Annotated in this window: 13 protein-coding genes; all 13 read left to right on the forward strand. The window is 45.7% G+C overall.

Features of this window, described 5'->3' with window-relative positions; all coding sequences use genetic code 11:
* Positions 1–13 precede the first annotated feature (13 nt).
* On the forward strand, positions 14–436 hold the full coding sequence (locus tag PAENI_RS23330; protein ID WP_042129517.1) for a methylglyoxal synthase: 423 nt from the start codon (positions 14–16) through the stop codon (positions 434–436).
* Positions 433–1,143, forward strand: coding sequence for a bacillithiol biosynthesis deacetylase BshB1 (gene bshB1, locus PAENI_RS23335; RefSeq protein WP_149646829.1), 711 nt, complete (start codon positions 433–435; stop codon positions 1,141–1,143). Before PAENI_RS23330 ends, bshB1 begins: the two co-directional genes overlap by 4 nt.
* 20 nt (positions 1,144–1,163) lie before the next feature.
* Positions 1,164–2,321, forward strand: coding sequence for an N-acetyl-alpha-D-glucosaminyl L-malate synthase BshA (bshA, locus tag PAENI_RS23340; protein ID WP_042190128.1), 1,158 nt, complete (start codon positions 1,164–1,166; stop codon positions 2,319–2,321).
* A gap of 37 nt (positions 2,322–2,358) precedes the next feature.
* Complete coding sequence (locus PAENI_RS23345) at positions 2,359–3,696, forward strand: CCA tRNA nucleotidyltransferase (RefSeq protein ID WP_316502927.1); 1,338 nt, start codon at positions 2,359–2,361, stop codon at positions 3,694–3,696.
* Positions 3,686–4,486 carry a biotin--[acetyl-CoA-carboxylase] ligase gene (locus PAENI_RS23350; RefSeq protein ID WP_149646830.1) on the forward strand — a complete coding sequence of 267 codons (801 nt, stop codon included), beginning with the start codon at positions 3,686–3,688 and terminating at the stop codon, positions 4,484–4,486. Before PAENI_RS23345 ends, PAENI_RS23350 begins: the two co-directional genes overlap by 11 nt.
* Positions 4,487–4,821: 335 nt before the next feature.
* Entirely contained in the window at positions 4,822–5,688 is an 867-nt protein-coding gene (gene panB / locus PAENI_RS23355; RefSeq protein ID WP_042190123.1) for a 3-methyl-2-oxobutanoate hydroxymethyltransferase, read from the forward strand.
* Position 5,689: 1 nt separating this feature from the next.
* Positions 5,690–6,580 carry a pantoate--beta-alanine ligase gene (panC, locus tag PAENI_RS23360; RefSeq protein ID WP_149646831.1) on the forward strand — a complete coding sequence of 297 codons (891 nt, stop codon included), beginning with the start codon at positions 5,690–5,692 and terminating at the stop codon, positions 6,578–6,580.
* On the forward strand, positions 6,573–6,956 hold the full coding sequence (gene panD / locus PAENI_RS23365) for an aspartate 1-decarboxylase (protein ID WP_042129504.1): 384 nt from the start codon (positions 6,573–6,575) through the stop codon (positions 6,954–6,956). Before panC ends, panD begins: the two co-directional genes overlap by 8 nt.
* Positions 6,957–7,067: 111 nt before the next feature.
* A complete protein-coding gene (locus PAENI_RS23370) occupies positions 7,068–7,709 on the forward strand; it encodes a tetratricopeptide repeat protein (RefSeq protein ID WP_149646832.1) in 642 nt (213 codons plus the stop codon).
* A gap of 136 nt (positions 7,710–7,845) precedes the next feature.
* Positions 7,846–10,707 (forward strand): ATP-dependent DNA helicase DinG, encoded by a 2,862-nt coding sequence (gene dinG, locus PAENI_RS23375; RefSeq protein WP_042190117.1) that lies wholly within the window; start codon positions 7,846–7,848, stop codon positions 10,705–10,707.
* A 131-nt stretch (positions 10,708–10,838) separates the two neighbouring features.
* Positions 10,839–11,492 carry a redox-sensing transcriptional repressor Rex gene (locus tag PAENI_RS23380; RefSeq protein ID WP_076299589.1) on the forward strand — a complete coding sequence of 218 codons (654 nt, stop codon included), beginning with the start codon at positions 10,839–10,841 and terminating at the stop codon, positions 11,490–11,492.
* The gene (locus PAENI_RS23385) at positions 11,479–12,780 is read left to right on the forward strand and encodes an amidohydrolase (RefSeq protein WP_149646833.1); all 1,302 of its coding nucleotides are present in this window, start codon (positions 11,479–11,481) and stop codon (positions 12,778–12,780) included. The genes PAENI_RS23380 and PAENI_RS23385 overlap by 14 nt, the downstream gene beginning before the upstream one ends.
* Before the next feature lie 168 nt (positions 12,781–12,948).
* Positions 12,949–13,467 (forward strand): cell wall elongation regulator TseB-like domain-containing protein, encoded by a 519-nt coding sequence (locus PAENI_RS23390; RefSeq protein WP_149646834.1) that lies wholly within the window; start codon positions 12,949–12,951, stop codon positions 13,465–13,467.
* Positions 13,468–13,840 lie beyond the last annotated feature (373 nt).

Consider the following 13,840-nt stretch of genomic DNA (forward strand, 5'->3'; position numbering starts at 1 on the left):
AGGGGAGAACACCATGTTAAAGATCGCATTTATTGCACATGATCGTAAAAAAGATGAAATCGTAAATTTTGTATTAGCCTATGAGCATGTATTTGTAGGTCATGAACTATTTTCTACGGGGACTACTGGCCAACGGATCATGGATGTGACTAGCTTGAAGATTCATCGCTATATGTCAGGACCATTGGGTGGAGATCAGCAAATTGGGGCAATGGTAGCCCAAGATGAATTGGATCTTATTATTTTCTTGCGCGACCCATTAATGGCACAGCCACATGAACCAGATATTACAGCTTTACTTCGTCTATGTGACGTATATGGTATCCCTGTAGCAACGAATATCGCAACAGCTGAGGTGCTTGTGAAGGCGATTGATCGTGGTGACTTTGCTTGGCGTGAACTCGTCCATAAATACAAACCAGGTGTTGATGAATGAAGCTGGACATTCTTGTATTTGGGGCTCATGCGGATGATGCGGAGATCGGAATGGCAGGTACGATTGCGAAGCATACCGCTGCAGGACTAAAAGTAGGTCTGTGCGATTTAACAGCTGCGGAAATGTCCTCGAACGGTACTGTAGAGCTACGCATGGAAGAGGCACAGCAAGCTGCTGATCTGCTTGGCGTGTCTGTGCGGACGAATTTGGGTTTATCTGACAGAGGGCTGTTTATAACAGAAGAGCATGTGGCCGCTGTGACAGCAGAAATTCGCCGGTTTGCTCCTGCGATTGTTTTTGCTCCTTATTGGGAAGATCGTCATCCGGATCATATTGCGTGCAGTAAGTTAGTAGAAGAGGCTGTTTTTAATGCTAAACTACGTAAATATATGCCGGACAAGCCGGCAGTTCCGGCTCCACAGCTGTTTTTTTATTTTATAAACGATCTAGGACGTACGGATCTTATTGTAGATGTTACTAAACAATATGGGCTGAAGGAGCAGGCGTTGTCCTGCTATCGCTCCCAGTTCACCAAGCCGCTCGGTGCCGATGCTGTATCCACACCGCTAACGGAAGGTTATATTGAACGTGTTCGTTCCAGAGACATGTTGCTTGGACAGCGGAGACTTATTCCCTATGCGGAAGGGTTTGCAACAAAAGTTCCATATGCAGTAGATCTGTTTACTACAGGGGATCAAACTATATAAGGTATAGAAGGGGACGGAATATGGATCGTTTGAAAATAGGCATCACTTGTTATCCGTCTCTTGGCGGCTCAGGCGTAGTAGCGACTGAATTAGGAAAACTCTTGGCCGAGAAGGGACATGAAGTTCATTTTATTACACACAGCATTCCGTTTCGGCTAGGGAAATTCCAGAAAAATATATTTTACCATGAGGTAGAGGTTAATGATTATTATGTATTCAAATATCCTCCTTATGATTTAGCACTTGCTACGAAGATGGCTCAGGTTGCCAAAATGCAGAATTTAGATCTGTTGCATGTTCATTACGCCGTTCCGCATGCTGTTTGTGCTTTCCTTGCTAAGCAGATGCTTGGTAATGATATAAAAGTTGTAACGACTTTGCATGGCACTGATATTACGGTACTTGGACAGGATGAATCGCTAAAAGATCTAATCCGTCTTGGAATTAATGAAAGTGATGCCGTAACAGCCGTATCGAAGGATCTCATTAGAGAAACACGAGAAGTGCTGGATATTACGCGCGAGATCGACCTCACTTATAACTTCGTTGATCATCGTGTCTATTATCCACGGGATGTATCGAATCTGCGAGAAGATTTTGCTTCTCCTGAGGAGAAGATCTTGATGCACATCAGTAACTTCCGCCCAGTTAAAAGGGTAAGCGATGTTGTCGATATCTTTGCTAAAGTGAATCGTGAAATCCCTTCACGTCTGCTGCTTGTTGGCGAAGGGCCGGATCTTCCTAAGATTCAAGCTAAGATCAGTGAAATGGGTCTGGATGATAAAGTCCGCTTCTTAGGAAGACAGGATGAGATTGCTCAAGTTATTTCGTTGGCTGATCTTCTTCTGTTACCTTCTGAGAAGGAAAGCTTTGGTCTGGTCGCCCTGGAAGCGATGGCCTGTGGTGTTCCGACTATAGGTTCGCAAACCGGAGGCATTCCGGAGCTCATAGAACATGGCAAGACAGGATTCATTGCTCCAATTGGTGATACAGAAACTATGGCGAAATATGCAATCAAACTCCTATCGGATGATCGCATGGTGGAGCAGTTCAGACAAGCTTGTCTGGAAACGGCCTGCAAAGATTTCTGTAAGGATTCGATTACAAGTCAGTATGAGGATATATATTACCGTGTGCTCGGGCGCAAGGTACCTAGACTGGATACAGTCAGGGGGTAAGGAGTTCGTAATGAAATGGAAAATGGCGCCATCTGCTATGGCTCTTGCGGCGGAAAATGTAATTTCTGAGCTAACGCAAAACGGCCATGAGGCTTTTTGGGTTGGAGGCTGCATTCGCGATGAGCTATTGGGTAGGCCAGTGCATGATATGGATATTACAACTTCAGCAGTGCCGGAGGAAGTGATAGCCATCTTCGCACGCAGTATTCCGACAGGGCTAGCACATGGGACGGTCACCGTGCTTCAGGATGGGCATGGATTTGAGGTGACGACATACCGAACTGAAAGCGGATATGTCGATCATCGTCGTCCGGACCATGTTGAATTTGTTAGTGATGTGAAGGAAGATCTTCGTCGTCGTGATTTTACGATTAACGCGATATGCTGCGGGCTGGGTGGAGATTTGATTGATCCCTTCGGAGGCGAGAAGGATCTAGCTCTCCGTGTGATCCGCTGTGTGGGTGATGCAGAGGAACGGTTCGATGAGGATGCGCTTCGCATGCTTCGCTGCGTTCGTTTCGCATCGGTGTTAGATTTCTCCATCGCTAAGAATACGTGGAGGGGGCTCCTGCGTCAGCGAGATAAGCTGGCGCATATTGCTGTGGAGCGTGTCCGCGCGGAGCTGGACCGCATCGTAGAGGGGCCGCATCCTCGGCGCGGCCTTGCTATGCTAGCGCGCTGTGAGCTGCTCGCGCGCGGCAAAGCCCCGTTCCCCTGGACCGGAACCGATCTGGCGGCTGCTGCCGCCTTAACGGCCGGGATAGGGGAACTGGAGAGCGCCCACCTGCGGTGGGCGCTTCTCCTCCATGCCCTGAAGCAGTCGGCCCAGGAGGCCGATGAGCTGCTGCGGGCATGGACGTTCTCTGGGACGACGCGTACCAGCGTCGTCCAGGTGCTGCGGGTCCGCGAAGCTTGGACCGCTGCCCTGGAGGCTGTGCCGCCGGGGGAACCGGGCGGCACGGATCTACTGCGGCGGCGCTGGATCGCCGCCGTGCTGACCTTCGGCGTGGAAGCCGCCGAAGGGTGGCTCTCGCTGCTGGCGATCCTGCCAGCAGCTGCCCTTCCCGCTGCGAACTCGCCAGCGGACTCGGAAGTCTCACCCGCTGTCAACACCCAAGCGGTCTCAAAAGACTCGCCCGCTATCACCGCCCCAGCAGTGCCTGCAAGAGAGTGGATCGCACAAATGCCATTGAAGAGTCTCTCGGAGCTTGCTGTTACAGGCAATGAGTTGGCGGAAGTGCTTGAGAAACGTCCAGGACCTTGGCTTGGCAATATGCTGAGTGCACTTCTGCAGGCGACTGCTTCGGGAGATCTTCTTAACAATAAACAAGAATTGCTGCTTGAAGCAAAAAGGATGGATGGACATGAGCTATGAAAAAGCGCTGTCGCTAACCGGGTTGAAGCAGGAAGCTTCTGATTCGAATTGGCTAGACAGAGTTCAGCTCCTGGAGTCTGTCGTATCTACTCAGGAGGAAGCCAAACGATTGGCGGAAAACGGTGCACCAGAAGGAACAACCGTAATCGCTGAAGAACAGACCGGTGCTAGAGGGCGAATGGGTAGGAAATGGTTTTCTCCTCGTGGCAAAGGCATTTGGATGAGTATTGTATTGCGTCCGAATTTACCTTTGTTACAGACTCCTCAGTTAACACTGCTTGCTGGGGTTGCAGTCTGTAAGGCAATTCGCCTTGTAACCGGAGTAGACGCTGGGATTAAATGGCCAAATGATTTGCTTGCGGGCGGTCGAAAGATATGTGGAATTTTGCTCGAGTCTTCGCTAAGAGAAGGAGAGCTTCATTATTGCATCGCCGGGATTGGAATTTCTGCGAACTTGACTGAAGACGATTATCCTGATCATCTGAAGGAAGTAGCGACTTCTCTTCGGATTCAGCGGGGCGGTGTCCCTATTGACCGTTCGGAGCTGGTAAGAGCTGTATTGAATGAGTTAGAGCTGCATTTCAATCTTTACATGGAACAAGGTTTTAAACCTATCAAAGAGCTGTGGGAGTCGATGTCAGTTACTTTGGGTCGCCAAATCGCTCTGAATAGCCCTCAGGGACGCTCTGAAAGCGTTGTGGTAGGTTTGGATGAGTTAGGTGGACTAATCCTTAAAAACAGCGCAGGAGAGATTTCTAGCGTATGCTCAGGTGAAATCGAGCTTTTATAAATCTTTTTTATATGACAGGGTGTCATCCCCTGTCATATTTTTTTCGTGTATTTCCGAGTCCTTTTTGTTATACTATGGGGCAGAGGCGGTATCGTTTTGCGAACTGTACTCTTGATCTGATGTACTTATAATGGTTTTATTATTGGAATCACCTTCATAACTGCGTTAGACGGTTACGTTGGATTCTGCTCTGAGCCGTAAGGACCGAGACAGAAGGGACGATCGCGAGTGACTCTTTTTTGCCCTTCGGACCTTTTTAGCAAATCGTTGCTAAAAGGTTTTTTTGTTGCGATTTTTACGGGGATGTAATTTCAAAAAGGAGGACGAAGAGAGAAATGGCAAACAAACAAGCACTTAATATTGTGAAAATGAAAAAAATGAAAGCAGATGGTGAGCGGTTAAGCATGCTGACTGCTTATGATTACCCATCGGCTCTACTTGCTGAAGAAGCCGGTATCGATCTTATTCTGGTGGGTGACTCCCTGGGAAATGTGGTACTTGGATATGATACAACTTTACCTGTTACGATTGACGATATGGTCTACCACACTCGTTCGGTAACTCGGGGCGCACAAAAAACATTCATTGTGGCAGATATGCCATTTATGACCTACCACGGAAGTATAGATGAAACCTTGCGGGGTGTGCGCAGACTGATGCAGGAAGGGCGGGCTCATGCCGTCAAAATGGAAGGCGGTCTCGAAATTTGTGAGACAGTTACTGCGGTTGTAGCTGCGGGAGTTCCTGTGCTGGGGCATATTGGACTTACACCACAATCGGTAAATATGATTGGCGGCTACCGCATTCAAGGCAAGGACGCCAAAGATGCAAAACGTCTGATGGATGAAGCTAAGGCCCTTGAAGCAGCAGGTGCTTTTGCAGTGGTACTGGAGCTGGTGACAGAAGAAGTAGCACAAGCAATTTCTGAGGCACTGAGCATTCCGACCATTGGGATTGGTGCAGGTCGTTATTGTGATGGACAGGTATTGGTTTTCCATGATTTGTTGCGTTATGCCTCACCCTACCGTGAGAAACGTTTTGTCAAAACCTACGCGGATGTGGGTAGCCTGATTCGTGAGGGTATCAGCCAATATGTGCAAGAAGTGAAGGATCGCTCGTACCCAGATGAAGGTCATGTTTTTAAAGCAGATGAAACCGTTCTGGAATCTTTATACGGCGGTGCCGGAAAGGATGGGGAATAAGATGAGAGTCGTCAGAAGCATTAAGCAACTGCGCGAAGCTTTGGAATATATGAGACAAGGTGGGCATACCCCGATTGGGTTTGTTCCAACCATGGGATACCTGCATGAAGGACATGCCAGTCTGCTTCGGCGGGCAGGAGAAATGAGCAACACGGTCGTTATGAGCATATTTGTGAACCCGCTGCAGTTCGGACCGAATGAGGATTATGATTCCTATCCGCGCGATGAAGAGCGTGATTTGGAGCTTGCGGAACGCGAAGGTGTCGATATTGTATTTATCCCCAGTGTGGAAGAAATGTATCCGCAGCCTACCCGGACTACTGTCTCGGTATCAGAGCTTACCACTCGACTTTGTGGGGCTTCGCGTCCAGGGCATTTTAATGGCGTAACAACAGTTGTTAATAAACTATTCAATATCGTGCAGCCAGATTATGCTTTCTTCGGGCTAAAGGATGCTCAGCAAGTAGCTGTGCTCCGCAGAATGGTATCTGATTTGAATATGAATGTTGAAATTGTACCTTGCCCTATCGTTCGTGAAGGAGATGGACTTGCACTTAGCTCGCGTAACGTATTCTTATCTCCAGAGGAACGTTCTCAAGCACTGGTGTTATCTCGTTCCTTGCGTGAAGCACGTCAGTCTATTGAAGAAGGAAAAGTAACAACCGTTGCTGAAGTGCGGGAATTGTTGACCTCGGTTATTTCCAGCTCTCCTTTGGCGGTCATTGATTATGCGGAATTACTGACTTTCCCTAATCTGGAAGGCTTAGAGAACGAAGTTTTATTAACGGATGTAAATGGGGAAATTATTATAGCGCTTGCCGTGAAGTTTGGCAGAACGCGATTAATTGACAATAATGTATTTATTCCAAAGGAGGTTGCCGCTCTTGTTTAGACATATGATGAAATCCAAAATTCACCGCGCGACGGTGACAGAAGCGAATTTGAATTATGTGGGAAGTATTACCATTGATGAGAACTTAATGGAAGCGGCAGATATTCTTGAGAATGAAAAAGTGCAGATCGTGGACAACAATAATGGTTCACGGTTAGAAACCTATGTTATTCCAGGGCCTCGCGGCAGTGGTGTGATCTGCCTAAATGGTGCAGCTGCACGTCTTGTTCAACCGGGAGATACAGTAATTATTATTTCGTATGCGATGTTGTCTTCGGAAGAACTGGAGTCGCATAAGCCAACGGTGGTATTCGTGGATGAGAACAACAGACCAGTGAAGCTGGCTGATCATGAATTGCATGCTACAATCGCTTAAATTATGGACTTACGCCATGTAATGAATGGCAGGGATGAAAGACCCCGTTCTCGCAGAAAATGAAGTCAGGCAAGCTGAACTGATTTCATCTTCAGTAAGGGGGGATAGCCCATGTTTCAACATTTGTTTGCTGAAATGAACAAGGTGCTTCAGGAGATCGTTACAGATTACCCTACAGCGGAGGGTGCCCGCCGGAATGAGCTTTTATGCAATTATAATATGCTGCATCGACTTAGTGATAAAGTGATGGATGAATGGCTGGCCTTTGCAGAGAAGCTAAGTCACTTTCGTGAAAGTGTAGATTTTACGACTGTGGTTGAAGAGGAAGTGCCAGAACAGGAAGCACCCGAGCTGTGCATGGATACTTTTGTTAGAGGTCAGGGGTATTATAAGCTGCTGATGTATGGGAAATGTATTGAACAGTTTAAGGAAGTTATTGTGCAATATCCGGATAGCTTGGCTGCTCGATTATATTTAGCCATCTCTTACCTGCAGGAAGGGGAGGGGGAAGCTGCTTGGAATCATCTGAACCATATGCTCGGTTTGATACGGGAAACCAAGCTGAAGGCAATGGTTTATAACGCTTTAGGTTGCATCAGGGCCTCTCAAGAACGTTTCAATGAAGCGCAGGAGCTGTTTGGCCTTTCTTTGCAACTTGACCCGGCACTTCCTGAACCAACCGTTAATTTGGAGGTTTGCCGCCGCCGAGGAGGTAAGCTTCATTTCGGAAATCAGCTTGTTTCATTATTGTAAATTATTACGTTTACGGTTTATTATTCCGCATTTTCATTCAAGCGATGCATCCCCTGAACCAGTGGTGTGCATCGCCTTTTTTCGCAACTTCTGTTATGCTGATTAAGAGTCTCAATTGAAAGGGAATAGAATTATAATGAAATTTGCCGTGCTTGATTTTGAAACAACGGGAACCCAATCCGTGGGTGAAATTATCCAGGTTGGCCTTGCAATTATAGAAGAAGACCGGTCCATCTCCCGGGTATATGGTTCCTACGTCAAGCCCGGAACGCCGATACCTCCTTTTATAACTGGTCTAACGGGGATTACCGACGATGATGTAAAGGATGCACCTGAGCTGGATGAGATGATGATGGAGCTTGTCCCACTCTTGGATGATGTTGTGCTTGTAGGGCATAATGTCGCATTTGACTTCCATTTTTTGCAAAATGCTTTAGACCGATGTGGGTATTTACCATTTCAAGGGCGGATTTTAGATACGATTGATTTTCTGAAAATCTGCTTTCCTTCCCTCACATCCTATCAACTAGGATCAGTTAGTGCACATTTTGGAGTGACGCATGATCGTCCGCATCAGGCAGACAGTGATGCACTCGCAACTGCTCTTGTATTGCTGAAATGTCTGGAGGAGCTCTACGATTTGCCTCTGCTGACGATTCAGAGACTCTGTGAGCTGTTTACGGAAGAGGATAGTGATCTGGGTTGGTATTTTGATGGTCTGCTGCGTGAACGGGAAGCGGAGACGCTTCAGCCCGAAGGTGATCTGACTTTCTATCGTCAATTAGCGCTTGCTGTAGGAGACTGGAATGAATTAGCTCCACCTCGAGACGAGCATGCTGAGAATCCACTACACAATTTATCTTTTACAGATTATATGGATGAAGTAACGAAACGACTTAAAGAAACTTTGCCACAGTATGAAAGCCGAGAAGCTCAGGATATTATGATCAATGAGGTGATGACGGCACTTGCCGAAGACAAGCATCTATTGATCGAAGCAGGGACAGGAACCGGTAAATCCCTTGGTTATTTATTGCCTGCCATATACCAAAGCGTACGCACTAATGAAAAAGTCATGGTCAGCACTCATACTATTAATCTGCAGGATCAATTGCGTGAGCGTGATATTCCTTTGTTAACGCAGGTAGTTCCTTTTCCATTTAAAGCTGCAATTTTTAAGGGCAGAGGGCATTATTTGTGTCTTCGTAAGTTCGAACATAAAATTAATAAAAAAGACTTTATAAGTCCGAGGGAAGATGCGCTTACTGCGGCTCAGATGATCGTTTGGCTGACACAAAGTGAATCAGGAGATGACGAAGAGCTCAATCTAAGTGGACGTGGCGGAGATTTTTGGGAGACGGTGGCAAGCGATACCGATTCTTGTCTGGGTCGCTCGTGTCCTTGGTTCCGTAAGTGTTATTATCATCGGGCTAAGCATGAAGCTGGTATTGCAGACGTGGTTATTACGAACCACTCTAAGCTTTTCGCAGATGTTAAGGCTGGGCATCAACTACTTCCGGCTTATGAACATCTTGTAATAGATGAAGCCCATCATCTGGAGGACGTGGCTGGCAAGCATTTAGGCATGCATATGAAACATTTCACGGTGGCACATACACTATCGCGTCTTTATAAGGATAGTCGAAATGGCCAACTTCCTACACTTCGCCAAATGCTTCAGTCATCAGGCAGTGAGGAAGCTTCTGAATGGAGCGGAGTGATCGATAGAATCTATCCGGACCTGCTTACCGTAAAAGAAACCTGGGATCTGCTTAGTGATAAACTATTCAGCCTCTTGCCGGAACGTAGCGATGCAGCGGCGGGAGAAGCCGGCCAGTTAGTCATGCGGCTACTTCCTACCCGTAAACCGAAAGATTGGGATGAATTGGTTGCTTTAGAGAATACTATGAATCTGACATTAAGCGAAATTATCCGTAAAGGTGATAAAATGCTTAATGAGATGCGAGATCAAGAAGGTCAATCTTCCTCAGATAGTCTAGTTACCGATATTAGCGGCTTATTTAAGGATTTAGCTTCTATACGTGAGCAAGTACGGTTTTTTATGGGATTAAATGATGAGAATGTAGTATATTGGCTGGAGGCGAATGGAAATTATCGCAGTAAATCGCTACAGTTGTATGCCGTTCCTGTTGATGTTAGTACTCAGCTTAAGGAGCTGTTTTTCGACAAGAAGAAAAGTATCGTGCTAACTTCGGCGACACTCTCTGTCGATAAATCTTTCCAGTTTATGATTGATAATCTCGGACTTAATGAAGCTGCGGAAGAGGGACGTCTGATGACATCACTCCTGCCTTCTCCCTTTAAGTATCGGGAGCAGGCGCTGTTAGTTATTCCGCGGGATTTCCCTAGTGTGAAGGGGAGTGTAGGCGATGCACGATTTGTCGATACACTCGTACAGTCACTAGCAGAAGCAGCTATTACAACACGTGGGCGGATGCTTGTCCTGTTTACTTCTTACAAGATGCTACGCCAGGTTTACGATCCTCTGAAAGAGGCTCTAGCCTCACAAGAGATCACGGTGCTAGGTCAAGGCGTGGAGGGGGGCAGCCGTAGCAAGCTGATCCGCCGTTTTCAGGACAGTGCAGCTTCTGTACTGTTAGGAACAAGCAGCTTTTGGGAGGGTGTAGATATTCCAGGTGAAGCATTAACATGCTTGGCCATCGTGAGGCTCCCATTTCAACCGCCAAACCACCCCCTAGCGGAAGCGAAGTCTGAGTTATTACAAGCCCAGAAAAAGAATCCGTTCATGAAGTTGTCTGTTCCTCAGGCGGTTATTCGCTTCAAGCAAGGATTTGGGAGGCTGGTACGGACAGCGCAAGATCGGGGTATTGTTATTGTGTATGACACAAGGGTGATCGAATCTCACTATGGGAAGTATTTCCTCTATTCGTTGCCTGGCCCGAAAATGGAGCATATGCTTACGGATCAAATGGTTCCTCGTATAGCGGAGTGGTTGGAAGACGGAGGCGTTTCTTGAAAAGAACGTCATCGATCTTATTAATCACTCTACAAGGAAGGGCGGTATAAGAATACCGCTCTTCCTTGAGACGAGGTGCAGATATTTCGATAGGATTTGAACAGAATATCACTTAAATTAGGAGGTAAATTATGAAATCGGATAAAATATCAGAAGCCGTTGTTCGCAGACTTCCTGTGTACTTGCGTTTCTTGAATGATCTCCAGAAACGTGAAATATTAACCGTTTCCTCACAAGAACTAGGACAAAAACTTGATTTAAATCCTGCTCAAATTCGTAAAGATTTAGCTTATTTTGGAGACTTTGGTAGAAAAGGTATCGGGTATGACGTAACTTATCTTATTGAAAAAATCCGTCATATTCTGAAGCTGGATCAACAATTGAATGTGGCTTTAGTAGGAGCCGGTAACCTTGGACATGCATTATCTAATTACAATGCTTATCTGAAAGATACTATGAAGATTACCGCTATATTTGACTCCTATGCACCTAAGGTAGGGCGGAAAATCAACTCTCTTACCGTTCAACCGATGGAGGAGCTTGGTCAGACGGTTCGTGAGCAAGGTATTCGAATTGGGATAATTACTGTGCCTGATTCAGAAGCGCAGAATGTAGCAGATATTCTCATTGAGTCTGGCATTGAGGCGATTTTGAATTTTGCACCAGTGATTCTAAAAACACCATCGAATATCCGGGTTCATGCTGCCGATTTTACAACGGATTTGCAAAGCCTTGCTTATTATTTGAAAGACGGAAAGGAAGAAACCGGAAATGAAGAGCAGTAAAACGATTATTAAGGGCGGGCGTTTTCTTATTCCGGGAACGGATGAGCCGGTTCTGAGCGGATACATGACTATTGAAGATGATTTGATCACTTACATAGGAAAAGAAGAGCCTTTAATGGAAGATGATGTGCAAGTTGTTGATGGCAGTCGTCTGCTGTTAATGCCAGGTCTGGTAAACACACATGGCCATGCGGCAATGTCATTGCTTCGTGGTTATGGAGATGATTTAGCACTTCAGGTGTGGCTTCAAGAGAAGATGTGGCCAATGGAAGCGAAATTCACTGGAGAAGATGTATACTGGGGAACCTCCTTGTCGGTACTGGAAATGCTAAAAGGTGGTACTACAACCTTCTTGGATATGTATGATCATATGGACCGAGTAGCAGAGGTAGTCGAATTATCAGGCATCCGTTCCGTACTGATGAGAGGCGTAATCGGATTATGCCCAGAGGAATTGCAAAATCACAAGCTTGCGGAAGCGATTTCTTTTGCACGAAATTGGCATGGTAAGGCTGACGGCAGAATTACGACGATGATCTCGCCACACGCCCCATATACTTGCCCACCGGACTTCTTTGTTAAGTTTGTACAAGCGGCACATGATTTGGATTTACCGATGCATACCCATATGTCCGAGACCAAACGCGAAGTGGAGCAGAATGTGGTGGATTACGGACTTCGGCCTGTAGCGCATTTAGAGAAGCTTGGAATGTTCACACGTCCGTCTATTGTTGCACATGGTGTTCATTTGAATGATGAAGAGATCGAGATACTGGCTCGTCATGATGTAGGCGTGTCTCATAACCCAGGAAGTAATCTGAAACTGGCTAGTGGAGTGGCTCGGGTGACGGATCTTCTAAAGGCTGGTGTGAAGGTGTCACTGGGTACAGATGGTGCGGCAAGCAATAATAACCTGGATATGTTTGAAGAGATGCGTCTTGCAGCTCTCATCCATAAAGGTGTAAGTGGTGATCCGACGGCTGTTCCAGCTCCGGAAGCGCTGCGTATAGCTACAGAGTATGGCGCAAAGTCTATCTTTTTAAATGATGTGGGTAGACTCGCTGTTGGCATGAAAGCGGACTTTATCGCGATTGATATAGACCAGCCGCATTTGCTACCACACACAGATCTGTTGTCTCATGCTGTATACTCTGCCAGCGCCAAGGACGTTGAGCATGTATGGGTGAATGGTAAACAGGTTGTAAAACATGGAGAATGTGTAACGCTAGATGAGGAAACAATCCGTCGTAAGGCGCAAGAATCATTTGATGGACTGCTTAAACGATAGTCTAAGATCATAACGAATAACTGAAAGGCTGTGACTTTCTGCGATTGCAAAGTTACAGCCTTTTGTGTTTCTGATAATAGATCATTGAATTGGATATGAAACTTTGGATAAACACACAGGTGTGTTATATAATCAAAAAAGATATATTACTAGAAAGGGAGCTGTACCTTGAAGAAAAGGAAAAAATGGATCCTCCTGGGGTCAGTTCTGATTCTGCTCCTTCTGTTCGGACTTATCCAGTTCTATGCTTATATTATGAAAGATCAATGGAACGAGCGAGATATCGCTAAGGATGTCGCTAAAACCAGTGCTGGTCTGACAGAGGTAACCAAAGCGCAGAAATCCGTGTGGGATGAAAATGCGGTGTACTGGGTCTTAACAGGGAAGAATGAAGCCGGGACCGAGTTGATGGTTTGGGTACGTTTTACTGTAGACGGGAAGTTTGCTGAAGGAACCGACGCAGTATATGCTGAAGAACTAAGTAAAGGAACCTCTGAAGCGAAAATGCGTAGCCTTATAAAAGCCGATCTTCCGGACATCAGCATTGAGCGGTTGTTGCCAGGAGTATATAACGGGGAGTATGCTTGGCAGCTTTTTTATAAACAAAGCGGTCGATATTATTATCAATTTTATCGGTTCTCAGATGGGGCTCGAATGGGTGAAGGTTACAGTTTACCTAGCCGCTAAATTAAACAAAAGCATTATAGGAGAAACAAGCGGACCATTTATGGTTCGCTTGTTTTTTAAAATGACATATTATTTGATATACTATAAGTACACTAACTGTGATATACTATAAGAGTAGATTTTATATATTGGGATTTAAAGATTCATACGAAAAAAGGTCTGTTATTTAAGAGTAACAGCCCTTTTTTTGTCGAATTAAATCAATAAATTAAATAAAATGGAAAGAATTAAAAAATAAAATTTTAAATATCTTCACACTTTTTTTCAATATAGTATATACACCTGTGATATACTACTGTTTGTAATTAGAACAGTGTTAGTAGAACGTCAGGCTCTGATGAGCTCTTAGCAGCTATGACTTTGGATCATTCTG

Origin of the sequence: Paenibacillus sp. B2(2019) (genome assembly GCF_008370385.1) — a bacterium.
Lineage (GTDB): Bacteria > Bacillota > Bacilli > Paenibacillales > Paenibacillaceae > Paenibacillus_AQ.